Raw genomic sequence first — 21,847 nt, 5'->3', positions numbered from 1 at the left:
GTGAATACCGAACTCGATGCCACTCGCCCCGCGCTCGGCGCCGCCGGCCTGCTGGGCCGCCTGCGCGCGCTGCTGCGCACCGGGCCGGCCGGCGGCCGCGCCGGCCCGTTGAGCCGGCTCGCGATCGACGGGCTGCCCGACGCATGGACGCAGCTGGATGCGGGCGGCCTGTACGCCGTCTACGCAGCCGCCGGCACGCCGGCGTGCGACGCGCTGGTGTGGGAGAGCGCGCGGCAGTCGCGCACGCGCGACGTGACGGTGGTGCTCGCGCGCGGGCCCGAACAGGTCGCCGCGCAGTTGCAGACCCGCGGTTTCGCGGGCGGCGCACAGCCGGCCGGCTGGCCGCGCAACCTGAACGTGCTGGCAATGCCGCCCGCGCATGCGCCGGCCGACGACGATGCCGCGACGCAGCCCGATGCCCCGCGCCGTGCGTCGCCCGGGCCGTTCGCGCGCCTCACCGGCGGGTTGCGCGCGATGAAGCGCTACGGCTTTCGCGCACGCTCCGTGTATTTCATCGAAGGCGCGCAGCGCTGGTTCAGCTGGGACGATCCGGCCGCGCTCGCGGAAGAAGGCGCCGCGCTCGCGGACTGGTGCCGCACGCACCGGATCGCGCTGGTGCTGCTGGTCGACCCGGAAATCGCGCGCACGGACGCCGGCCCGCGTACCGACGATCCGCCGCTCGTGCGCGACGCGAGCCGCGCGACGCGCAGCGGCTTTCACGGCGTGTGCACGGGCGTTGCGCAGTTGCAGCGCACGCACGGCGAACTGCTGTGGATCGTCGATTTCTGGCGCGCGGGCGACACGCTCGCGGCCGGCGAGGTACGGCCGCTGCGCTTCGCGCCGAGCGGCCGGCTCGCGGCGATCGCCGACGGCGATGCGGCCGAGCCCGCGCGCCGGATGAAGCTCGCGACCGACGAGGATCGCGTCGTCGTCAGCCGCGCGGTGCTCGACGACGGCGCCCGTGCGCCCGCCGGCTGGGAACTCGTCGACGACAACGCGGCCGTCGTCGCGGCTTGCACGCATGCGCAGGCCGCGACCGCCGTGCTGGCGTTTCGCTCGCACGCGCAGCTCGAAGCAGTGTGCGCGGCGGTCCACGCGTTGCGCCGGCAGTGCGGCGGCGCGCTGAAGATCGCGGTGGTCGAGCGCGATGTGGTGCTGCGCCAGCAGTTCGAGATGCTGGTGCTGAGCGTCGGCGCGAATCGCGTCGTCGCGCGCGACCTGCCGCTGTCGCGGATGCAGGCCGCCGTGAACGCGCTGCGCGGGCAGCTGTATGCGCGCCCCGTCGCGCCCGACTATCGTGCGGCGCTCGCGGCCGCGCTCGGCGATTCGGTGCTCGGCTACCTGCCGGTCGGCGCGTTCTGCCTGCGGATTCGCGCGGTGCTCGACCGCGGCGCCGTGCTCGCGCTGCCGCATACGCTCGCGAAGATCGCGCTGCTGCCGGGCGTGTCGCACGTCGATGCGCTGCGCCACTGCCGGCCGCGCCGCGCCGGCGACGTCGTGACGGCCGATGCCGGGCACCTGTACGTGTTCCTGTTCGCGTGCGAGCCGGCCGATGCCGACGATGCGCTCGCGCGCATCTTCGACGTGCCGGTCGAGACGCTTTCGGATCGCGTCGTGTGTCTGGGGCAGGGGAGCATCGATACGGAACTCGACGCGCTGAAGACGGAGAACCGGCGCGCGCCGATCGCCGACTACAGCGACCTGTTCGCGGCGGCACGGCCACCGGGTGCGGCAGATGTGGCGGCCGAGGCCGGTGCGGACCGCGCGCCGGGCGCACCCGCGCCGGATGCCGCGGCGCTCGCCGAAGAATCGGGTGCCGCGAACGCGGCGGCCGGCGGCCATGCGGATAGGGCATCGCAACGCGTGCACGCCGACGATGCAACGCCGGCCGCCGAAGCGCCGGCGCAGGTTGCCGCCTTTCCCGCCGCGCGTGCGCGCGGCGCCATCCGCAGCGCGATGCCGTTGCGCAAGCAGGAGGGCGCATGATCGCCGAACTCGTCATCGGATTCATCGTCGGCATCGCGATCGCGGTGCCGGTGTGGATCGTCGTGCAACACCTTGGCCTCGGCCGCGGATTCAATGCGCCGCGCGGACTGCACCGGCGCGACGCGGTGCCGTGCGAGCTGGTGCCGGTCGCGCTGCGCGGTCGCCTGCTGCCCGAAGCCGCGCGCACCGGCGAGGCGGCGCAATGAAGACGATCGCCATCACGTCGACCACGGGCGGCGCGGGCCGCACGACGCTCGCGGGCGCGCTCGCGGTGCTGCTCGCGCGTCGCGGCCGGCCGGTGGTCGCGGTCGAGCTCGACGCGCAGAACCTGATGGGCGCGACGCTCGGCCTCGACACGCTGGCCGAGCACGGGCTCGCGCACGGCCTGCTGGGCGACGAGCCGTGGCATGCGCAGACATGGCGCAATGCCGACGGCGTGCTGTTCGTGCCGTACGGGCAGGTCGACGCGGCCGGCGCCGCCGCGTGCGACGCGCGGCTCGCGGCCGATCCGGCGTGGCTGTCGCGCGCGCTCGACGAGATCGCGCTGCCGGCCGACGGCGTCGTGCTGGTCGACACCGCGCGCTACCCGTCGCCGCAGGCCGAGCAGGCGATCCGCCGTGCCGACCTGACGCTCGTCGTCGTGCCGCCGGAGCCGGCCGCATGCGCGACGGTTGCCGCGCGCCTCGACGCGCTGCGCGCCGGCGGCGGCGACCTGCAGATCGTCGTGAACCGGCTGAACCCTGCGCGCGACATGCAGCGCGATGCACTCGCGATGCTGCGGGCGGTCGCGGGGGCGGCGTCGATGCTCGAGCAGCGGATCCACGTCGACGCGGCCGTGCCCGAAACGCTCGCGCGCGGCAGCTGGATCTTCGACGACGCGCCGTATTCGCAGGCGTCGCACGACCTGAACGGCGTCGCGAACTGGGTCGACGCGTGGCTCGCGGCCGCGGCCGCCGGCCGTACGGGAGCCGCGCGATGAACGCCGCGTTCGCGTCGCGCTGGCGCGCCGCGTCCCGGCGCGCGATTGACTGGTGCGCGCGCGGGATCGGGCTGCCGGCCGAGCGCACGCTGCTCGACTGGCTCGTGCGGCTGTTCTTCCATGCGCCGCCGCCCGGCCGGCCCGACCGGGTGCGCCGCTGCGCGCGCGCGGCGTTCCTGCGGCTCGCGCACGACTGGGGCGTGCTGCAGCCGCTGAGCCCGCGCGAATGGCTGTGGCGTTCGATCGTGCGCGCGCCGCGCACGGCCGACGGCCGCCCCGCCCGCGATCCGCTCGCGTGGTTCGACACCTTCGTCGTGCCGGCCTACGTCGCGGTGCGCGCGCTCGGCGCACGCGTCGACGCGCTGCTCGCGCGCCTGCCGTGGGCGCGCTGGGGCGGCTGGCTCGATGCGCGCGCGCACGGTGTCGGCCGGCACCGCTGGCTTGCGCCGCTGCTGCTGAGCGCCGGTGCGCTGATGTGGGCGGCGGCCGGAATGTCGCCGCTGATGCCCGGCGCGCAGTTCGCGTTCTTCGCGATCGTCGCGGTGCTGGCGCTCGGGCTACGCCGGCTGCCGGGCCATCTGCCGACCCTCGCGCTCGCGTCGCTCGCGCTGCTCGCCACCGTCCGCTACGTGTGGTGGCGCACGACCCAGACGCTCGATTTCCGCAGCCCGGTCGAGGCATTCGCCGGCTATCTGCTGTACGGCGCCGAAGCCTATACGTGGATGATCCTGCTGCTCGGCTTCATCCAGACCGCATGGCCGCTCGACCGGCCGATCGTGCCGCTGCCCGACGATCCCGACAGCTGGCCGAGCGTCGACATCTACATCCCGACCTACAACGAGCCGCTGTCGGTCGTGAAGCCGACCGTATTCGCGTCGCAGAGCATCGACTGGCCCGCGGCCAGGCTGCGCGTGTACCTGCTCGACGACGGCCGGCGCCCGGAGTTCGAGGCGTTCGCGCGCGAAGCGGGCATCGGCTACCTGACGCGCGACGACAACCGCCACGCGAAGGCCGGCAACATCAACCGCGCGCTGCCGAAGACGCACGGCGAATACATCGCGATCTTCGACTGCGATCACGTGCCGACGCGCTCGTTCCTGCAGACCACGATGGGCGTGTTCCTGCGCGACCCGAAATGCGCGCTGGTGCAGACGCCGCACCATTTCTTCTCGCCCGACCCGTTCGAGCGCAACCTCGGCACGTTCCGCGAGGTGCCGAACGAGGGCAACCTGTTCTACGGGCTCGTGCAGTCGGGCAACGACCTGTGGAACGCGACGTTCTTCTGCGGATCGTGCGCGGTGCTCAAGCGCACCGGGCTGGAGGAGGTCGGCGGCGTCGCGGTCGAGACCGTGACCGAGGACGCGCACACCGCGCTCAAGCTGCATCGGCGCGGCTACACGTCGGCGTACCTGCCGACCGTGCAGGCGGCCGGCCTCGCGACCGAGAGCCTGGCGGGCCACGTGAAGCAGCGCACGCGCTGGGCGCGCGGGATGGCGCAGATCTTCCGCATCGACAACCCGTTCCTCGGGCGCGGGCTCGGCTTCATCCAGCGGATCTGCTACGGCAACGCGATGCTGCATTTCTTCTACGGAATCCCGCGGCTCGTGTTCCTGACGATTCCGCTCGCGTACCTGTTCTTCCACCTGTACTTCATCAACGCATCGTCGGTCGCGCTGGCGAGCTACGTGATTCCGTACCTGGTGCTCGCGAACGTCGCGAACTCGCGGATGCAGGGCCGCTATCGCCATTCGTTCTGGGCCGAGGTCTACGAGTCGGTGCTCGCGTGGTACATCGCGCTGCCGACCACCGTCGCGTTCTTCAGCCCGAAGCACGGCAAGTTCAACGTGACCGACAAGGGCGGCAAGATCGACGAAGGCTACGTCGACTGGTCGACGTCGAAGCCATATCTCGTGCTGTTCGCGCTGAACGTGCTCGCGATCATCGCGGGCCTGTGGCGGCTCGTGGCCGAGCAGGGCGACGAGGCGTCGACGATCCTGATCACGCTCGGCTGGACCGTGTACAACCTCGCGATGCTCGGCGCGGCGCTGGCCGTCGCGCGCGAGACGAAGCAGGTGCGCGTCACGCACCGGATCGCGATGCGCGTGCCGGCGACGCTGCTGCTCGCCGACGGGTCGACGGCCGCATGCTTCACGAGCGACTACTCGACCGGCGGCCTCGGCCTCGAAGCTGTGCCGGGCCTCACGCTCGCGGTCGGCGACATGCTGACGGTGTGCGTGACGCGCGGCGACCGCGCGTTCCCGTTCCCGGTGCACGTGAGCCGCGTGACGCCGACCCACGTCGGCGTGCGTTTCGATGCGCTGACGCTCGAACAGGAGCGCCAGCTCGTGCAGTGCACGTTCGGCCGCGCGGACGCGTGGCTCGACTGGCACGCGTCCGCGCGCACCGATACGCCGCTGCGCGGACTGAAGGAAGTGCTGCGCGTGGGCCTGGACGGTTATGTACGAATGTGGAAGGGTGCGGCGCGCGGCGTGCAGTCGATGCTGGCACCGAAGCTCGATCGCGCGCGCGACTGACGCCGCGCATCACGGAGTGGTTTAGATGACGTTCTGGAATCTGTATTTCATCCTGAAGTTCGCGCTGTTCGCGACCGGCCACCTGCAGCCGCTGTGGCTCGCGAACCTCGCGTTCGCGCTCGCACTCGCGGCGAGCGCACCGATCCGGCAGCGCGGGTGGCGCATCGTGCGGCAGCTCGTCGCGCTCGCGATCGCCGTGCCGCTGCTCGCGCGCGAACTGCATGCGCCGCCGCTCGCGCGTCTCGCGGAAGCCGCGCGCGAAGTCAGCACGTTCCGGCTCGACTACTGGATGGAGCTGCTGCCGCGCCTGTTGCCGCCGGTGCTGGTGCTGACGGTGGTCGGCGCGTTGATCGTCTATTTCATCGTCAACCGCTGGGTGCGCGTCGCGACGTTCGTGCTCGCCGTGCTGGTCGTGATGCCGCTGTGGCAAGCGGGCAGCGGCTTGATGGCGCGCGTGGTCGCGCCGCTGCCGCAACAGCAGCTCAACGCGACGGGCGGACGCTCCGATCAGCCCGAGGATCACAACGCGGCGCTCGCGACGTTCCGCGCGCAGGAGTCGCAGCGGCAGGTCGCGTTCGGCCACCTCGCCAACGATCCGGCCGCGCAGTTCGACGTGATCGTGCTGCACGTGTGCTCGCTGTCGTGGGACGACCTCGACGCCGCGAAGGTGCGCAACCACCCGATGCTGAATCACTTCGACTACCTGTTCACCAACTTCAGCACGGCCGCGAGCTACAGCGGGCCGGCCGCGATCCGCGTGCTGCGCGCGAGCTGCGGGCAGGAAGCGCATGCGGACCTGTACAAGCCCGCGCCGCAGCAGTGTCATCTGTTCTCGCAGCTCGCGTCCGCCGGCTATACGGTGCAGTCGCTGCTGAACCACGACGGCCATTTCGACAACTTCCTGCAGGTGATACACGACAACATCGGCGTGCCCGATGCGCCGATCGTGTCGAACGCGGCCGCGCCGGTCGCGATGCACGCGTTCGACGGCTCGGCGATCAAGGAGGATTACGGCACGCTCGCGAACTGGTACGCGCAGCGCGCGTCGGTGCCGGGCCCGGTCGCGCTGTACTACAACACGATCAGTCTGCACGACGGCAACCGCGTGGTCGGCAGCGCGCTGACCAGCATCGATTCGTATCCGCAGCGCGCGACGAAGCTGATGAACGATTTCGACCGGCTCGCCGACCTGATCGCGCAGTCGGGCCGGCGCGCGGTGATCGTGTTCGTGCCCGAACACGGCGCCGCGCTGCGCGGCGACAAGAACCAGGTGGCCGGCCTGCGCGAGATTCCGACGCCGCGCATCGTGCACGGGCCGGTCGGCGTGCGGCTCGTCGGCTTCGCCGGCAACCACGGCACGGCGACGGTAATCGACCAGCCGACCAGCTTCCTCGCGCTCGCGCAGCTGCTGTCGAACCTCGTGTCGAACAGCCCGTTCAAGCCGGGCGTGACGCTCGCGCAGTATGCGGCGGACCTGCCGCGCACGCGGATGGTCGGCGAGAACGAGGGCACGGTGACGATGCAGACGAGCGCAGGTTATGCGGTCAAGACTCCGGACGGCGTATGGATCGACGAACAGTAATCAACGTCGGCGAGGGCGACGACGATCGCCTGTCGCAACCGAACGACGTGCTCGGTCTCGCGCGGCACCTGCCCGCGCTGGATCCCGCACGCTATGTCGACGAGCAGGCGCGGCGCGCGTTCGTCGCGTCGCTCGACCGCTGGCCGGTGCTCGCGAAGCTGATGGGTTTGAAGCGGTAAACGCACGAAGGCCGGCGTGCATGCCGGCCTTCGCGTGTCGATGAACGGACCGATCTACTGCGCGCGGCGCTCCGGCTGGCGCGTCCATTCGTCTTCCTCGCCCGGCACCTTGCCGAAGGTCTGCGCGGCCCATGCGTTGCGGGCTGCTTCGATCTTCGCGCGCTCGCTCGACACGAAGTTCCACTCGATGAATCGCTCGCCCGGCAGGTGCGCACCGCCGAGCAGCATCACGCGTGCGCCGTTGGCGCTCGCGAACGCGACGGTCGCGCCGGGTTCGAGCACGGCCATCGTCGCGGGGGCGAGCGGCGTGCCGTCGATCGTGAGGTCGCCGTCGACGAGATACACGCCGCGTTCGTCGTGTTCCGCGTCGAGCGCGAGCCGGCCGCCCGCCGCGAATTCCGCATACGCATACAGCGTCGGCGAGAACACTTCGACGGGCGACGTGAGCCCGAATGCAGTGCCCGCGATCACGCGCACGCTGGCGCCGTCGCGCGTGAACGACGGCAGCGTGTCGGCCGCATGATGCGCGAACGCCGGTGCGGTGTCCTCGTGCTCGACCGGCAGCGCGACCCAGGTCTGGATGCCGTGCACCGGTTGCTCATGCGGGCGGTCCTCGTCGGGCGAACGCTCCGAGTGGACGATGCCGCGGCCGGCCGTCATCCAGTTCACGTCGCCGGGCACGATCTTCTGGCGATAGCCGAGACTGTCGTGATGCATCAGCGTGCCGTCGAACAGGTAGGTGACGGTCGCGAGCCCGATGTGCGGATGCGGCAGCACGTCGATGCCGCGGCCGGGCGGCAGCACGGCCGGCCCCATCTCGTCGAAGAAGATGAACGGGCCGACGAGGCGCGCGGCGCGCGCCGGCAGCACGCGGCGCACGACGAGGTTGCCGATGTCGCTCTCGCGCGGCGTGAGCAGGGTCTTGATCGATGCGGACATGATGGGCTTTCTGGGGGTGGGGGGCGATGCGTCAGGCAATGGCCGTGTCGATCGCGATCGGGTGCGTGAGGATCTTGTGGACCGGGCACGCGTTCGCGATCTGCAGCAGGCGTTCGCGCTGCTCGTCCGACAGGTCGCCGTCGAGCGTGATGCGGCGCACGATCGTGCTGCCTGCGCTGCCCGCTTCGTGCGCGAGCTTCACGTGCACCTCCGCGAGCGGCCAGCCCTTGCGCTGCGCGTACATCTTCAGCGTGATCGCGGTGCAAGCGCCGAGGCTCGACAACAGCAGCGCGACGGGCGTCGGCGCGGTGTCGCCGCCGCCGAGCGCCGCCGGTTCGTCGGCGCGCCACTGATGGACGCCGTCGGTGAAATGGACCAGGTAATCGACGGAGCCGATGCTCGCTTCGACGGTGAGTTCGCTCATTGCAGTTCCATGTGGGGAAGGGGTGGGGCGGCGGCCGGCCGTGGCCGCGCATGCCTGCACGTTACGGTTCGAGCAGGCGCTGCAGCCGCAGTTCCTCGAAATCCAGCTCGGATTCTATGCGGTGCAGCACCGCATCGTCGACCCGGCCGTCGCGATGCAGGTCGAGCAGCGCATTGCGCGACACGCTGACCAGTTCGAGCTCGACCCGCAGCATCCGCGCGCGCACGTCCGCGGGTTCCGCGCCGTCGCGATGCGCGCGTTCGTTGAACGCGACGCGGTTCCGGTATTCGGCCAGCAGCCGGTCGAGCGATGCGCGTTCGAGGCTCGAGCCGCGCTGCTCGCGCGCATCGAGCTCGGCCAGCGCCGCGCCGAACGTGTGCGCGCGCACCGCATGCTCGGACATCGTGTGCCGCGCGGCCGGGCGCAGCTTCATCACGCGGATCAGCGGCGCGAGCGTGCCGCCCTGGACGACCAGCGTCGCGATGATCAGCAGGAACGTGCTGAACAGGATCAGGTCGCGCCCGGGGAAGTTCGCGGGCAGCGCGATCGCGGCCGCGAGGCTCACGACGCCGCGCATGCCCGACCAGCCGAGCACGACGGCCTCGCGCCACGACCACGGCGCATGGCCCGCGCGCCGCGCACGCAGCCGGCCCGGCAGCCACATCGCGACGAACACCCAGGCGAGCCGCGCGGCGATCGCGGCGGCGGTGGCCGGCAGCGCGACGCGCAGGCCGGCCATCAGCACCGCGCCTTCATGGTTCACGCCCGCGAGGATCGCGTGCAGCGCGAGGCCGATCAGGATGAACACCAGCGCATCGAGCACGAACACGATCGCTTCCCACGTCGCCTTCGCCTTGATCCGCATGTCGGCGCCGAACACGCGATGCTGGCGCACGCCGAGCACGAGGCCGCAGGTGACGACCGACAGCACGCCCGAACCGTGCACGGCTTCGGCGATCCCGTAGCTGCCCCATGCCATCGCGAACGTGACGACGATGCCGAGCATCGGTTCGCGCAGGCGCTGCAGCACCCAGCACATCGCATGGCCGCACGCGAGCCCGACCGCGATGCCGATCAGCGTGAGCGAGAAGAACAGGCCGGTCGCGCTGGCGGTCGTAATCGTGACGGCGAGCGCGGCCGACACGGCCATCTGGTACAGCAGCAGACCCGACGCGTCGTTGACGAGGCTTTCGCCTTCGAGCACCGCGACGAGTCGCGCGGGCAGCGGATGGCGCTGCAGGATCGCCTTCGCGGCGACCGCGTCGGGCGGCGACACGATCGCGCCGAGCGTGAAGCACGCGGCCCACGGCAATGCCGGATTCGCCGCATGCACGACGAGCGCGACCGCGACCGTCGTGAACGCGACCGCGCCGAGCGCGAGCGACGCGATCGACCCGAGCTCGTGCCGGAATTCCTTCCACGCGGTATAGAAGCCGCTCGACATCAGCAGCGGCGGCAGCACGGCCGCGAGCAGCAGCGCCGGATCCATGTCGGGCGCGCGCTTGCCCGCGACGGCCACCACGCAGCCGCCGAGCAGCAGCACGACGGCCGGCGGAATCGACACGCGTTCGGCGAGCCACGTGAGCGCGCCCGCGCCGCAGATCAACAGCAGCAGATAGTGGAACAGCTCGACGTTGCTCATGCGCGGCGCAGCGGTGGATGCCGCATCACGACGGCTTGCGTTCGTGCGTGCTGCCGCCCGGCAGCGCGCCGAACATGTGCTGGCTGCACTTCGCGTCGCGCCACGCGGCGTGCAGCCGGTGGCCCGCGAGCATGCGCCGCGCGACTGGCAGGATCTGCTCGCCGGCCAGCATGCCGAGCAGGCCGGTGAGCGCGATGATCGGCGGCGCGGGCGAGTTCACGCCGATCGCGCCGTAGATGGCACCGGCGAGAACGCCGGCGAGCAGCGAGAAGACATACGGTTTCATGGTGGTGCGCCTCGTGATGGCCGAGCGGCACCGGAACGGCACCGTCAAAGTGTTGAAAGCGTATCGGGTTTGCGTGAAGAAAAAAAGAGCGGGCGAGTCCGAACCTCCGTCGTTTCCGGAATCGCATCGATTCCGTTTCTTGGGTGTTCGCGCCGCGCGTTTGCGGATTAAATATTTCGAGCCGGATTGCGATCCGGCGCGACGTACCTCGGGCTCCTCCCGTTCTGACGGTCGAGGCAGGCCTCCCTTTTTCCGTTCACAGGATTTGATGCGCGATGAGCAACCCGAAACTTGAAGTACTGACTCCGCAGAACAGCCAGCTGATCTTCATCGACCAGCAGCCGCAGATGGCGTTCGGCGTGCAGTCGATCGATCGTCAGACGCTGAAGAACAACGTCGTCGGGCTCGCGAAGGCGGCAAAGGCGTTCAGCATCCCGACCACGATCACGACGGTCGAGACGGAGAGCTTCTCCGGTCACACGTTCCCCGAACTGCTCGACGTATTCCCGAACCAGAAGCTGCTCGAACGTACGTCGATGAATTCGTGGGACGACCAGAAGGTGCGCGACGCGCTGGCCGCGAATGGCCGCAGGAAGGTCGTCGTGTCGGGCCTGTGGACCGAAGTCTGCAATACGACGTTCGCGCTGTGCGCGATGCTCGAAGGCGACTACGAGATCTACATGGTCGCCGACGCCTCGGGCGGCACGTCGCAGGCCGCGCACGACTTCGCGATGCAGCGGATGGTGCAGGCGGGCGTCGTGCCCGTCACGTGGCAGCAGGTCGTGCTCGAGTGGCAGCGCGACTGGGCGCGCCGCGACACGTACGACGCGGTGATGGCGCTCGTGAAGGAGCATTCGGGCGCGTACGGGATGGGCGTCGACTACGCGTACACGATGGTGCACAAGGCCGCACAGCGCACCGCGACGCCGCACGAGTCGATCCCGGCCGTCCCGGCGAAGTAACGCCGCGCCGCGCGATCGCCACGGCCAGCGGTGTGCCGGGCGGCGCCGCGCGGCCTGCTCAGACCGCGGGCAGCGCCCACGGCGCATGCGCGAAGCGTTCGGCGAGGAAGTCGAGCAGCACCGTCACGCGCGCGGCGCGCAGCATGCCGGGTGGCGTGACTAGGTTCACGTTGATGTCGGCGATTTTCCAGTCGCACATCACTTCCTCGAGCGCGCCGCGCTGCAGTTCGTCCCACACGAGGAACTCGGGCTGCAGCGCGAGGCCGTGGCCGGCGACGAGCGCGGGCAGGATCACGTCGGCGTTGTTCGTGCGAATGCGGCCGTGCACGTTCACACCGAAATCCTCGCCGGATGCCGGGTGGCGAAACCGCCAATGATCGGGCGTCGGCAGGTTCGTGTACGTGAGGCACACGTGCTGTTCGATGTCGCGCGGATGCGCAGGCCGGCCGTGCCGGTCGAGATACGCGGGCGATGCGACGAGCGGCCGGCGCACCGCGCACAGACGGCGTGAACGCAGCGACGAATCGTTCAGTTCGGCGATGCGGATCGCGGCGTCGAAGCCGCCGGACACGATGTCGACGATGTGGTCGGTCAGCACGAGGTCGATGTCGACGCGCGGATAGCGCTCGAGAAACGCGGGCAGCACCGGCGACAGATGGCGCAGCCCGAACGACATCGGCGCGTTCACGCGCACGAGGCCGTGCGGTTCGAGCGCCTGCGCGGACGCTTCGTTCTCGATCAGTTCGGCATCGGCGAGCAGGCGGATCGCGCGATCGCGCAGCAGTTCGCCGGTCGGCGTGAGCGACAGCCTGCGCGACGTGCGGTACAGCAGCATCGCGCCGAGACGCTTTTCGAGGCGTGCGATGGCCTTCGACACGGTCGGTTGCGACACGCCGAGCGTTTCCGCGGCTTTCGCGAACGAACCGGTCTCCGCGACGCGCGCAAAGATGGCCCAGGCTTCGAGATCAGGAAGATGTTGCATGGTCGGACAGGATGACGGGGAAGCGAAGTGGATGCGAAGGCGGCGAAGCATGCGGCCGATGCGATGCGGGTCATTCTAATCCGGCCGGGGAGAAAAATCGTTATGGAATCTTATCTATCGTCGCTGGCGGCCGGCGTGCTGATCGGCGTCGTGTACAGCGTGATCAAGGTGCGCTCGCCGGCACCGCCGCTGATCGCGCTGATCGGCCTCGCCGGCATGCTGGTCGGCGCCCGGGCCGTCGGGCTCGTGCGTCACTGGCTCGGCTTCTGACTGCATCGAGAACATGTGAATGAGCGCAACCGATACTCAACCGGATCTGATCCTGCACAACGGGCGCATCACGACGCTCGACCGTGCGAACCCCGTCGCTGCCGCGGTCGCGATCAAGGACGGCCGCTTCGTCGCGGTCGGCCGCAACGCCGACGTGATGCCGCTCGCCGGCCGGGCGACGAAGGTCGTCGACCTCGACGGCCGCACCGTGCTGCCGGGCCTCACCGACAATCACACGCACGTGATACGCGGCGGCCTGAACTACAACATGGAACTGCGCTGGGACGGCGTGCGCTCGCTCGCCGTCGCAATGCAGATGCTCAAACAGCAGGTCGCGATCACGCCGGCGCCGCAGTGGGTGCGCGTGGTCGGCGGCTTCACCGAACACCAGTTCGCCGAGAAGCGGCTGCCGACGATCGACGAGCTCAATGCGGTCGCGCCCGATACGCCGGTGTTCATCCTGCACCTGTACGACCGCGCGCTGCTGAACGCGGCCGCGCTGCGCGTCGTCGGCTATACGAAGGACACGCCGGAGCCGCCGGGCGGCACGATCCTGCGTGACGGCGCGGGCAACCCGACGGGCCTGCTGCTCGCGAATCCGAACGCGACGATCCTGTACGCGACGCTCGCGAAGGGGCCGAAGCTGCCGTTCGAGTATCAATGCAACTCGACGCGCCACTTCATGCGCGAGCTGAACCGGCTCGGCGTGACCGGCGTGATCGACGCGGGCGGCGGCTCGCAGAATTACCCGGACGATTACGAGGTGATCCGCAAGCTGCACGATGCGGGCGAGATGACGATCCGCATCGCGTACAACCTGTTCACGCAGAAGCCGAACGCGGAGAAGGAAGACTTCGTGAACTGGACGAAGAGCGTCAAGTATCACGACGGCACCGATTACTTCCGCAACAACGGCGCGGGCGAGATGCTGGTGTTTTCGGCGGCCGACTTCGAGGACTTTCGCGTCGCGCGTCCCGATCTGCCCGCGCAGATGGAGGACGATCTCGAAGGCGTCGTGCGCGTGCTCGCGCAGAACCGCTGGCCGTGGCGCATGCACGCAACGTATGACGAAACCATCAGCCGCGCGCTCGACGTGTTCGAGAAGGTGAACAAGGACATTCCGCTCGAGGGGCTGAACTGGTTCTTCGATCATGCGGAAACGATCTCCGAGAAGTCGATGGACCGCATCGCCGCGCTCGGCGGCGGCGTCGCGGTGCAGCACCGGATGGCGTACCAGGGCGAGTACTTCGTAGAGCGCTACGGCGCGCAGGCGGCCGAGGCGACGCCGCCGGTCGCGAAGATGCTCGGCAAGGGGTTGAAGGTGTCGGCCGGCACCGACGCGACGCGCGTTGCTTCGTACAACCCATGGGTGTCGCTCGCGTGGCTCGTGACGGGCAAGACGGTCGGCGGGATGCGCCTGTATCCGCAGCGCAATCTGCTCGACCGCGAAACCGCGCTGCGGATGTGGACCGAGTACGTGACGTGGTTCTCGAACGAAGAGGGCAAGAAAGGACGCATCGCGGTCGGGCAACTGGCCGACCTGATGGTCCCCGATCGCGATTTCTTCAGCTGCGCGGAGGACGATATCGCGGACACGACAGCCTTGCTGACGGTGGTCGGCGGGCGGATCGTGTGGGGCGCCGGACCGTTCGCGTCGCACGACGCGCCGATTCCGCCGGCGATGCCGGACTGGTCGCCGGTGCGTGCATACGGCGGCTATGGCGGCTGGGGTGCGACGCAGCGTGACGGCGCACCGCTGCAACGGGCTGCTGCGGCCGCCGCCGCCGGATGCGGCTGTTCGACCGCGTGCGGCGTGCACGGTCACGCGCACGCAGGCGCGTGGGGCCGTGCGTTGCCGACGTCGGACGCGAAGGGCTTCTGGGGCGCGTTCGGCTGTTCGTGCTGGGCGGTCTGACATGACGACGCACACCGTTTACGGCAACCCGGCATGGATTCGCGCACTGCTGGCGCAGCCGTGGGTTTTGCCGCTCGTGCGTCTCGCGCTCGTTTCAGCCTATCTGATCGGCGGCGTCGCGAAGGCGCTCGATTTCAACGGCGCGGTCGCCGAACAGGCGCATTTCGGCTTGCAGCCGGCCGCGCTGTGGGCGGCACTCGCGATCGCGGTCGAGATCGCCGGCTCGCTGTGCGTAGTGTTTCGCCGCTTCACGTGGCTCGGCGCGGGCAGCCTCGGCATGCTGACGCTCGTCGCGATGATCGTCGCGAACGATTTCTGGCACCGCTCGGGCGTCGACCATTTCATGGCGCTGAACAGCTTTTTCGAGCATCTCGGGCTGATCGCGGCACTCGTGCTCGCGACCGTGCTCGACGATGCGCGGCAACCGGCCGATGCTAACCGCTCCATTCGATGACAATGCAACTATCAGGAAATCCAGTAATGAAATCCATTCGTTCCGTGCTGCTCGCCGCGATGATCGCGGGCGGCTTGGCTATCGCGCCGGTCGCGTACGCGAAAACGCCGCTGACGAAGGCCGTCGCGACACCGGCGGTTGCCGTCGGTCCGCAATACGACACGACACACGTGTGCGTCGCGCCGGAAGACTTCGACCGCTTCACCGACAGCTTCGTCGCGACGTTCGGCGGCAAGAAGTCGAAGCAGGGCGTGTTCCAGGTCACGCCGACGCCGAGCCAGACGATGTCGCAGCTCGTGCTGACGCCGGTCGGCACGATCTCGGTGTTCGGCTTCAAGACGCCGATTCCGTATCCGTTCTGCGCGGAACGCACCGGTTACCTCGTGAACGACATGGACGCCGCGGTGAAGTCCGCACGCACGCACGGCGCCGACGTGATCGTCGACACGTTCCCCGATCCGATCGGGCGCGACGCGATCGTCAGCTGGCCGGGCGGCGTGAACATGCAGCTGTACTGGCATACGCAGGCGCCGAACTACGACGCGCTGCAGACGGTGCCGGAAAACCGCGTGTACGTGTCGCCGGATCGCGCGGATGCGCTGGTGCGCAACTTCGTCGCGTTCTCGCACGGCAAGGTCGTGTCGGATGTGCGGAATGCGCCGGGCGTCGAGATCGGCCGTCCGAACGACACGTACCGCCGGATCCGCATCGAATCGGGCTTCGGCAAGATGACGGTGTTCGTGACGGACGGCCATCTGCCGTATCCGTTCGGACGCGAGATGACGGGCTACGAAGTCGCCGATCTGGCCGCGACGCTGAAGCAGGCGCAAGCAGCGGGCGTGAGCGTGCTCGTGCCGCCATTCGCGTCGGACGGACGCGATGCGGCGCTCGTGCAGTTCCCGGGCGGCTACGTTGCCGAGATCCACGCGAGCGCGGCACGATGAAGCACGAGGACACGATCCTTGCCGCGGTCGCCGGCTTCGTCGACACGCTGAGCTTCGTCGCGCTGTTCGGGCTGTTCACCGCGCACGTGACGGGCAACTTCGTGCTGATCGGCGCGGGCCTCGCGGGCTTCGGCCAGGGCATCGTGCTGAAGCTGAGCGTGTTTCCCGCGTTCGTGTGCGGCGTGATCGCGGCGAGCCTGATCGCGCGGTCGATGTCCGGGCGGCCGGCGTGGCAGGGCGCGCGCACGCTGCATACGGTGCAGGCCGTGCTGCTGCTCGGCTTCTGCGCGGCCGGCGTGTGGGCGACGCCCGTCACGCAGTCGGACAGCCTGCCGGTGCTGGTGGCCGGCGTCGTCGGCACGTTCGCGATGGGCGTGCAGAACGCGCATCCGCGCGTGATCGCACGCGCGGGCGGCGTGCCGAACACGGTGATGACGGGCAACGTGACGCAGGCGATTCTCGATGCAGTGGACCTGCTGTCGCGCGGTACGGCCGACAGCGTGCGTGCGACCGCGCGGGCGCGCTTCGGCAAGATGCTGCCGGCGATCGTTGCGTTCGCGCTCGGTGCGGCGTGCGGGGCGATTGGGTTCCGCTACGTTGGATTCCTCGCGTTGCTGATCCCCGTTGGCGCGCTCGCGACGCTTGCGCTGTGTGCGGCGCAAGCGGCCGGGACTGCCTCGCAGGAGCGCGCATGACCGCGACCGGGCAGGGGCGACACTGCGCTGGCGGCTTCGAGCGGGCTGCATGCGTATCGATAATCGCGGGATTGTTGCTCGCGGGCGCGGGCGCTGATGCGGTGGCCGCAGAAACGGCCGGTGCGTCGACGTCGATGCCGAACCCGATGCAAGGGCGCGAGTCGGCTTCGGCTGCGTCATCGTTTTCGATTTCGGCGCCGGTATCGACGCCGGCATCAGCATCGCCGACGACATTACCAACGACATCGACATCGACATCGGCTTCGACATCGGCATCGGAGTCGGCATCGGAATCGGCACCGGCACCGGCATCGGCACCGGCACCGGCATCGGCACCGGCACCGGCGTCGACATCGGCTTCGGCATCCCGAACGACACCGCCACCCACGCCCACCACCGCATCAACCTGCACGGCGAAGCGCCCCGCGGTGCTGTTCAACCGCTGGCAGGAAAACTGGTCAGTGCTCGCCAACCCATGCGTGCCGCGCCAGCCGCTCGACGGGCTGAAATACATCCCGCTCGGCAACGATCCGTCTTCCTATCTGTCGCTCGGCGTGAACCTGCGCGAGCGGCTCGAAACCAACGACGCACCGCTGTTCGGCATCGGCTCCGCGCAATCGGATACGTACGTGATCCAGCGCATCGAAGTGCACGCCGACGCACATCTCGGCCAGCACTGGCAGTTCTTCGCGCAATTGCAGGACGCGCGCGCATTCGGCAAGAACACGGTATCGCCCGTCGACAAGAACCCGCTCGATCTCGAACAGGCGTTCGCGACCTACACGGGCGCGCTCGGCGGCGGCACGTTCAAGTTCCGCGTCGGCCGGCAGGAGATGGCGTTCGACCTGCAGCGTTTCATTGCCACGCGCGACGGCCCGAACGTGCGGCAGGCGTTCGACGCGGTGTGGGCCGACTACGAATACGGCAAGTGGCGCTTCATCGGCTACGCGACGCAACCGGTGCAGAACCGCAACGCGTCCGATTTCGACGACGTGTCGAACCGCGATCTGACGTTCAGCGGCGTTCGCTTCGAGCGGCAGTCGGTCGGGCCGGGCGACCTGTCCGGCTACTGGTCGCGCTACAACCGCAGCCACGCGCGCTTCCTCGACGCGAGCGGTCCCGAGCATCGCGACGTGTGGGACGTTCGCTACACGGGCACGCACGGCCGCTTCGACTGGGATCTCGAAACGATGCTGCAGACCGGCACCGTCGGCAACAACACGATTGCCGCATGGGCGGTCGGCTCGATTGCAGGCTACAAGCTCGACGCGCCGTGGTCGCCGCGCATCGCGCTGCAGGTCGACGCGGCATCGGGCGACCGGCATCCGCACGACGGCCGCGTCGGCACGTTCAATCCGCTGTTTCCGAACGGCTATTACTTCACGCTCGCCGGCTACACGAGCTACGCGAACCTGATCCACGTGAAGCCGTCGGTGACGCTGAAGCCGTCGGCGAACCTGTCGTTGCTCGGCGCGCTCGGCTTCCAGTGGCGCGAGACGACCGGCGACGCGATCTATCAGCAGCCGAACGTCGCGGTGCCGGGCACGGCGGGCAAGGGCGGGTTGTGGACGGGGATGTACGTGCAGCTGCGCGCGGACTGGACGATCGCCGCGAACCTGATCGGCGCGGTCGAGGCCGTGCACTTCCAGGTCGGCGACGCGATCCGGCAGGCGGGCGGGCACAACGCGGACTACGTCGGCGTCGAGCTGAAATACGGATGGTGACGCAGCCGCACGGCGCCGTGCGCGGATGAAAAAAGAGCGGCCCCGCGGGGCCGCTCGTCGTTCGAGCGAGCCGGCAACCTGCGCGGCCCGTTCGCGATCGCGATGCGCTTACAGGTTCGGCGACAGCACGAGCGCGTTCGTCAGGTCGCCCATCGGCTGCGCGCCGTTCGCCTTCAGCGCATCGTCGCGCTGCTGCAGACCGGCGAGACGCGGCAGCGAGAAGCGGCGCGTGATGAAGCGCAGGATCGAACCGGTGTCGTACTGCGTGTGGTCCACGAAGCCCTTCTTCGCGTACGGCGACACGATCAGTGCCGGGATGCGCGTGCCGGGGCCCCAGCGATCGCCGGTCGGCGGCGCCGCATGATCCCAGAAGCCGCCGTTTTCGTCGTACGTGACGATGACGACCATGTTCTTCCACTGCGGGCTGGCCTGCAGGTGCGCGATCACGTCCGCGATGTGCTGGTCGCCGGACGTGACGTCCGTGTAGCCCGGGTGCTCGTTCAGGTTGCCCTGCGGCTTGTAGAACGCGACTTGCGGCAGCGTGCCTGCATCGATCGCCTTGATGAACTCGGCGCCGTTCGCGCCGCCGTCGAGCAGGTGCTGCGCGCGGCTCGCGGTGCCCGGCGCCTGGTTCGCGAAGTAGTTGAACGGCTGGTGGTGCGGCTGGAAGTTCGGCGTCGACAGATCGGCGCCGTAGATCACGTTCGACGTGCCGTTCTGGCTCGCCTGCAGCGCCTGGCCCCACGCGCCGCCGTACCATGCCCACGACACGCCGGCGTTGGTCATCAGGTCGCCGATGTTGGTGGCCGTCTGCGGCGGCATCGTCGACGGGTTCGCGGGGTCGGCGAGCAGCGGGTCGCCGCCTGCGGCTGCCTTGTTGCCGCTCGGCTGGTACGCCGGCTGCATCGTGTTGACGCCGTAGAAATCCGGCGTCAGCGCGCCGTCGTTGACGAACTTCGGCGGGCCGCTCAGCGCGGAGGCCGGCGAGTTCGTCGCGACCTTCAGCGACTTGCCGTCGGCGTTCAGCACTGCGATCTTGCCGGCGGCCGGGCTCTTGTCGGCGTTCGCGTAGAACGGCGCGCATGCGCAGATCAGGTACTGGTGGTTCAGGAACGAGCCGCCGAACGCGCCCATGAAGAAGTTGTCGGCCAGCACGTACTGCTGCGCGACCTTCCACAGCGGCAGCTTCGACGGATCCGCCGTGTAGTGGCCCATCGTCAGGCCGCCCGCATCGGTCCACGCGGCATACATGTCGTTCTTGCCGCCGTCGATCTGCATCTGGTCCTGGTAGAAGCGGTGCACGATGTCGCGCGTCGCGATGCTCATCGACTGGTTGAAGCCGTTCGGATCGTCGATCGCGAACGGTGCGTTCGGCAGGTTCGCCGTCATCGCTTCGGTCACCGCCGGCGTGATGCCGGTCGCGGTCAGGCCGCCCCAGATCTTCGGCAGCGTCGCCATCGTCGAGCCGTCGCGATCCTTCTGCACCGAATTCGCAGCGGTCGCGTTCTGCAGACCGTTCGCGCCCGGGAAGTTGCCGTACAGGTTGTCGAAGCTGCGGTTTTCCGCGTAGATCACGACGACGTTCTTGACGGCCGACAGGCCCTGCTGCGTGACATCGTCGCCGCCGCAGGCGGTCAGGCCGAGCGCGGCCGCGAGCGCGATCGGTGTGTAGCGAATCCAGGCGTGCTTCTTCATGCGATGTTCTCTCTCTTCGTCGTTGGTCGCGTGTGGGAACCGCGGTGGCGTAGGGCCGGTGCCCGGGCTTCGGGGTGCCAACCGGCTGCGCGCATTATCTGGAACCGATTTGACAGGCGGGTGTAGGGGCGCTTTCAATTGACTGTCGGTCGAACGTCATCCAACGGTCACGCAACTGACATAAGCTCCGGCCGATTGCCCACCGCTACAAGAAGAACGACGATGCACAGCCTCCTGAAATCCTTCGCGTCCGCGCGATCGCTGATCCCCGCCGCGGCAACGCTGGCGCTCATGGGCGGACTCGCGGCGCTCGCCGGTTGCGACGCGCAGCCCGGCGCGACCGCGCCGGTCGCGTCCATCGTGCCGGCGGCGCAGGCCGCGCCCGCGGCCCCGGCGGTCGCGCCGGCCGGCCAGCCGCAGACGCGCGCGCAGGTGTTCGAGGGCGTGAAGCAGATGACGGCACTCGGCAAGCAGTTGTTCTTCGATCCGTCGCTGTCCGGCTCCGGCAAGCTCGCGTGCGCGTCGTGCCACAGCGCCGAGCATGCGTTCGGGCCGCCGAACGCGCTGTCGGTGCAACTCGGCGGCGACGATATGCACCGGACCGGCTTTCGCGCGGTGCCGTCGCTGAAGTACCTGCGCGGCATCCCGCCGTTCAGCGAGCATTTCCACGATTCGCCGGACGAAGGCGACGAAAGCATCGATGCAGGGCCGACCGGCGGCCTGACCTGGGACGGCCGCGTCGACACGCGCGATGCGCAGGCGCGCATTCCGCTCACGTCGCCGTTCGAGATGAGCAGCTCGCCGGCCCGCGTCGCGAAGGCGGTTCGTGCCGCGCCGTATGCCGATGCATTCCGCAAGGCTTTCGGCGACAAGGTGCTCGGCGACGACCAGGCGACGTTCGGCGCGGTGCTGCGCGCGCTCGACGCGTTCCAGCAACAGCCGGCGCTGTTCGATCCGTACACGAGCAAGTACGACGCGTACCTGGCCGGCCGCGCGCAGCTCACGCCCGCGGAGCTGCACGGGCTGCAGCTGTTCAACGACGAGAAGAAGGGCAACTGCGCGAGCTGCCACGTGAGCCAGCGCACGCTCGAAGGCGGCCCGCCGCAGTTCAGCGACTTCGGCCTGATCGCGATCGCGGTGCCGCGCAACCGCGCGCTGCCGGTCAATCGCGACCCGCGCTTTCACGATCTCGGCGCGTGCGGCCCCGAGCGCACCGACCTGAAGGGCCGCGACGAATTCTGCGGACTGTTCCGCACGCCGTCGCTGCGCAACGTCGCACTGCGCAAGACGTTCTTCCACAACGGCGTCTATCACTCGCTCGAGGACGTGATGCGTTTCTACGCGGAGCGCGACATCCATCCGGAAAAGTTCTATCCGGTCGTGCACGGCAAGGTGCAGCTGTACGACGATCTGCCGAAGCGCTACTGGCCGAACATCAACCGCGAGCCGCCGTTCGACCGCAAGCGCGGCGATGCGCCGGCGCTGAACGCCGCGGAGATCAAGGACGTGATCGCGTTCCTGAACACGCTGACCGACGGATATCAACCGGCGGCCACGTCGGCGGCGCGCTAGCGCGCGATCCTTGCGGCACGCATGCTATGCTCGCTCGCTGACGGCGTGGTGCGGGCCGGAGCGCCGGCCGCCGGTTCGCCGGC

Annotated in this window: 21 protein-coding genes; 15 read left to right on the top strand and 6 right to left on the bottom strand. The window is 69.4% G+C overall.

Translation table 11 applies throughout. The features are described from left to right. The 6 genes from bcsE to Q3A80_RS23195 are packed head-to-tail and all read left to right on the top strand — an operon-like array spanning position 1 to position 7,260. Positions 1-1,986 (top strand): cellulose biosynthesis protein BcsE, encoded by a 1,986-nt coding sequence (gene bcsE, locus Q3A80_RS23220; RefSeq protein WP_446331208.1) that lies wholly within the window; start codon positions 1-3, stop codon positions 1,984-1,986. Continuing rightward, positions 1,983-2,192, top strand: a complete 210-nt coding sequence (locus Q3A80_RS23215; RefSeq protein ID WP_446331207.1) for a hypothetical protein — start codon at positions 1,983-1,985, stop codon at positions 2,190-2,192. Before bcsE ends, Q3A80_RS23215 begins: the two co-directional genes overlap by 4 nt. Beyond that, entirely contained in the window at positions 2,189-2,965 is a 777-nt protein-coding gene (gene bcsQ, locus Q3A80_RS23210; RefSeq protein ID WP_446331206.1) for a cellulose biosynthesis protein BcsQ, read from the top strand. The genes Q3A80_RS23215 and bcsQ overlap by 4 nt, the downstream gene beginning before the upstream one ends. After that, positions 2,962-5,499, top strand: coding sequence for a UDP-forming cellulose synthase catalytic subunit (gene bcsA / locus Q3A80_RS23205; protein ID WP_446331205.1), 2,538 nt, complete (start codon positions 2,962-2,964; stop codon positions 5,497-5,499). The genes bcsQ and bcsA overlap by 4 nt, the downstream gene beginning before the upstream one ends. Positions 5,500-5,524: 25 nt before the next feature. After that, a complete protein-coding gene (gene bcsG / locus Q3A80_RS23200; RefSeq protein ID WP_446331204.1) occupies positions 5,525-7,081 on the top strand; it encodes a cellulose biosynthesis protein BcsG in 1,557 nt (518 codons plus the stop codon). Then, positions 7,063-7,260, top strand: coding sequence for a hypothetical protein (locus Q3A80_RS23195; protein WP_446331203.1), 198 nt, complete (start codon positions 7,063-7,065; stop codon positions 7,258-7,260). Before bcsG ends, Q3A80_RS23195 begins: the two co-directional genes overlap by 19 nt. Positions 7,261-7,314: 54 nt before the next feature. On the opposite strand, the gene Q3A80_RS23190 is transcribed toward Q3A80_RS23195, so the two are convergent. The 4 genes from Q3A80_RS23190 to Q3A80_RS23175 all read right to left on the bottom strand — a co-directional run bounded on the left by Q3A80_RS23190 (position 7,315) and on the right by Q3A80_RS23175 (position 10,551). Then, entirely contained in the window at positions 7,315-8,199 is an 885-nt protein-coding gene (locus tag Q3A80_RS23190; RefSeq protein ID WP_446331202.1) for a pirin family protein, read from the bottom strand. 31 nt (positions 8,200-8,230) lie between these two features. Beyond that, entirely contained in the window at positions 8,231-8,623 is a 393-nt protein-coding gene (locus Q3A80_RS23185) for an OsmC family protein (RefSeq protein WP_446331201.1), read from the bottom strand. 61 nt (positions 8,624-8,684) lie between these two features. After that, on the bottom strand, positions 8,685-10,265 hold the full coding sequence (locus Q3A80_RS23180; protein ID WP_446331200.1) for a cation:proton antiporter: 1,581 nt from the start codon (positions 10,263-10,265) through the stop codon (positions 8,685-8,687). A gap of 25 nt (positions 10,266-10,290) precedes the next feature. Further along, positions 10,291-10,551, bottom strand: coding sequence for a XapX domain-containing protein (locus Q3A80_RS23175; RefSeq protein ID WP_446331199.1), 261 nt, complete (start codon positions 10,549-10,551; stop codon positions 10,291-10,293). Here Q3A80_RS23175 and Q3A80_RS23170 point away from each other — a divergent pair. Then, complete coding sequence (locus tag Q3A80_RS23170) at positions 10,550-10,846, top strand: hypothetical protein (protein ID WP_446331198.1); 297 nt, start codon at positions 10,550-10,552, stop codon at positions 10,844-10,846. The two genes, Q3A80_RS23175 and Q3A80_RS23170, sit on opposite strands and share 2 nt — an antisense overlap. After that, positions 10,827-11,513 carry a hydrolase gene (locus tag Q3A80_RS23165; RefSeq protein WP_446331197.1) on the top strand — a complete coding sequence of 229 codons (687 nt, stop codon included), beginning with the start codon at positions 10,827-10,829 and terminating at the stop codon, positions 11,511-11,513. The genes Q3A80_RS23170 and Q3A80_RS23165 overlap by 20 nt, the downstream gene beginning before the upstream one ends. Positions 11,514-11,571: 58 nt before the next feature. Here Q3A80_RS23165 and Q3A80_RS23160 read toward each other — a convergent pair whose 3' ends face one another. Further along, positions 11,572-12,495: a LysR substrate-binding domain-containing protein gene (locus tag Q3A80_RS23160; protein ID WP_446331196.1), complete on the bottom strand. Its 924-nt coding sequence runs from the start codon at positions 12,493-12,495 to the stop codon at positions 11,572-11,574. A gap of 102 nt (positions 12,496-12,597) precedes the next feature. Between Q3A80_RS23160 and Q3A80_RS23155 the strand changes: the two genes are divergently transcribed. Genes Q3A80_RS23155 through Q3A80_RS23130 form a run of 6 tightly spaced genes read left to right on the top strand, consistent with a single transcriptional unit; the run spans position 12,598 to position 18,497 of the window. After that, a complete protein-coding gene (locus Q3A80_RS23155; RefSeq protein ID WP_446331195.1) occupies positions 12,598-12,765 on the top strand; it encodes a DUF1427 family protein in 168 nt (55 codons plus the stop codon). A 19-nt stretch (positions 12,766-12,784) separates the two neighbouring features. After that, positions 12,785-14,680 carry an amidohydrolase gene (locus tag Q3A80_RS23150; protein ID WP_446331194.1) on the top strand — a complete coding sequence of 632 codons (1,896 nt, stop codon included), beginning with the start codon at positions 12,785-12,787 and terminating at the stop codon, positions 14,678-14,680. Between the two features lies 1 nt (position 14,681). Further along, entirely contained in the window at positions 14,682-15,134 is a 453-nt protein-coding gene (locus tag Q3A80_RS23145; RefSeq protein ID WP_446331193.1) for a DoxX family protein, read from the top strand. A gap of 26 nt (positions 15,135-15,160) precedes the next feature. After that, a complete protein-coding gene (locus Q3A80_RS23140; protein WP_446331192.1) occupies positions 15,161-16,078 on the top strand; it encodes a VOC family protein in 918 nt (305 codons plus the stop codon). Then, a complete protein-coding gene (locus Q3A80_RS23135; protein WP_446331191.1) occupies positions 16,075-16,773 on the top strand; it encodes a YoaK family protein in 699 nt (232 codons plus the stop codon). Before Q3A80_RS23140 ends, Q3A80_RS23135 begins: the two co-directional genes overlap by 4 nt. After that, positions 16,770-18,497, top strand: coding sequence for an alginate export family protein (locus Q3A80_RS23130; RefSeq protein WP_446331190.1), 1,728 nt, complete (start codon positions 16,770-16,772; stop codon positions 18,495-18,497). The genes Q3A80_RS23135 and Q3A80_RS23130 overlap by 4 nt, the downstream gene beginning before the upstream one ends. Positions 18,498-18,605: 108 nt before the next feature. Here the strand turns inward: Q3A80_RS23130 and Q3A80_RS23125 are convergent, their stop codons facing one another. Continuing rightward, positions 18,606-20,192, bottom strand: a complete 1,587-nt coding sequence (locus Q3A80_RS23125) for an acid phosphatase (protein WP_446331189.1) — start codon at positions 20,190-20,192, stop codon at positions 18,606-18,608. Between the two features lie 222 nt (positions 20,193-20,414). Between Q3A80_RS23125 and Q3A80_RS23120 the strand changes: the two genes are divergently transcribed. Beyond that, entirely contained in the window at positions 20,415-21,764 is a 1,350-nt protein-coding gene (locus tag Q3A80_RS23120) for a cytochrome-c peroxidase (protein WP_446331188.1), read from the top strand. The last annotated feature ends 83 nt before the right edge of the window (positions 21,765-21,847 follow it).

It is taken from the genome of Burkholderia sp. SR8, assembly GCF_052851275.1.
This window is presented reverse-complemented; position numbering and strand designations above follow the sequence as displayed.

Bases quoted from the DNA above. Each gene is read 5' to 3' on its own strand.
- bcsG (WP_446331204.1), top strand. From the start codon at position 5,525: ATGACGTTCTGGAATCTGTATTTCATCCTGAAGTTCGCGCTGTTCGCG.
- Q3A80_RS23175 (WP_446331199.1), bottom strand. From the start codon at position 10,551: ATGAAACCGTATGTCTTCTCGCTGCTCGCCGGCGTTCTCGCCGGTGCC.
- Q3A80_RS23125 (WP_446331189.1), bottom strand. From the start codon at position 20,192: ATGAAGAAGCACGCCTGGATTCGCTACACACCGATCGCGCTCGCGGCC.
- Q3A80_RS23155 (WP_446331195.1), top strand. From the start codon at position 12,598: ATGGAATCTTATCTATCGTCGCTGGCGGCCGGCGTGCTGATCGGCGTC.
- Q3A80_RS23170 (WP_446331198.1), top strand. From the start codon at position 10,550: ATGGTGGTGCGCCTCGTGATGGCCGAGCGGCACCGGAACGGCACCGTC.
- Q3A80_RS23120 (WP_446331188.1), top strand. From the start codon at position 20,415: ATGCACAGCCTCCTGAAATCCTTCGCGTCCGCGCGATCGCTGATCCCC.
- Q3A80_RS23215 (WP_446331207.1), top strand. From the start codon at position 1,983: ATGATCGCCGAACTCGTCATCGGATTCATCGTCGGCATCGCGATCGCG.
- Q3A80_RS23140 (WP_446331192.1), top strand. From the start codon at position 15,161: ATGAAATCCATTCGTTCCGTGCTGCTCGCCGCGATGATCGCGGGCGGC.
- Q3A80_RS23135 (WP_446331191.1), top strand. From the start codon at position 16,075: ATGAAGCACGAGGACACGATCCTTGCCGCGGTCGCCGGCTTCGTCGAC.
- Q3A80_RS23165 (WP_446331197.1), top strand. From the start codon at position 10,827: ATGAGCAACCCGAAACTTGAAGTACTGACTCCGCAGAACAGCCAGCTG.
- Q3A80_RS23180 (WP_446331200.1), bottom strand. From the start codon at position 10,265: ATGAGCAACGTCGAGCTGTTCCACTATCTGCTGCTGTTGATCTGCGGC.
- Q3A80_RS23190 (WP_446331202.1), bottom strand. From the start codon at position 8,199: ATGTCCGCATCGATCAAGACCCTGCTCACGCCGCGCGAGAGCGACATC.
- Q3A80_RS23160 (WP_446331196.1), bottom strand. From the start codon at position 12,495: ATGCAACATCTTCCTGATCTCGAAGCCTGGGCCATCTTTGCGCGCGTC.
- bcsQ (WP_446331206.1), top strand. From the start codon at position 2,189: ATGAAGACGATCGCCATCACGTCGACCACGGGCGGCGCGGGCCGCACG.
- Q3A80_RS23145 (WP_446331193.1), top strand. From the start codon at position 14,682: ATGACGACGCACACCGTTTACGGCAACCCGGCATGGATTCGCGCACTG.
- bcsA (WP_446331205.1), top strand. From the start codon at position 2,962: ATGAACGCCGCGTTCGCGTCGCGCTGGCGCGCCGCGTCCCGGCGCGCG.
- Q3A80_RS23150 (WP_446331194.1), top strand. From the start codon at position 12,785: ATGAGCGCAACCGATACTCAACCGGATCTGATCCTGCACAACGGGCGC.
- Q3A80_RS23130 (WP_446331190.1), top strand. From the start codon at position 16,770: ATGACCGCGACCGGGCAGGGGCGACACTGCGCTGGCGGCTTCGAGCGG.
- Q3A80_RS23185 (WP_446331201.1), bottom strand. From the start codon at position 8,623: ATGAGCGAACTCACCGTCGAAGCGAGCATCGGCTCCGTCGATTACCTG.
- Q3A80_RS23195 (WP_446331203.1), top strand. From the start codon at position 7,063: ATGGATCGACGAACAGTAATCAACGTCGGCGAGGGCGACGACGATCGC.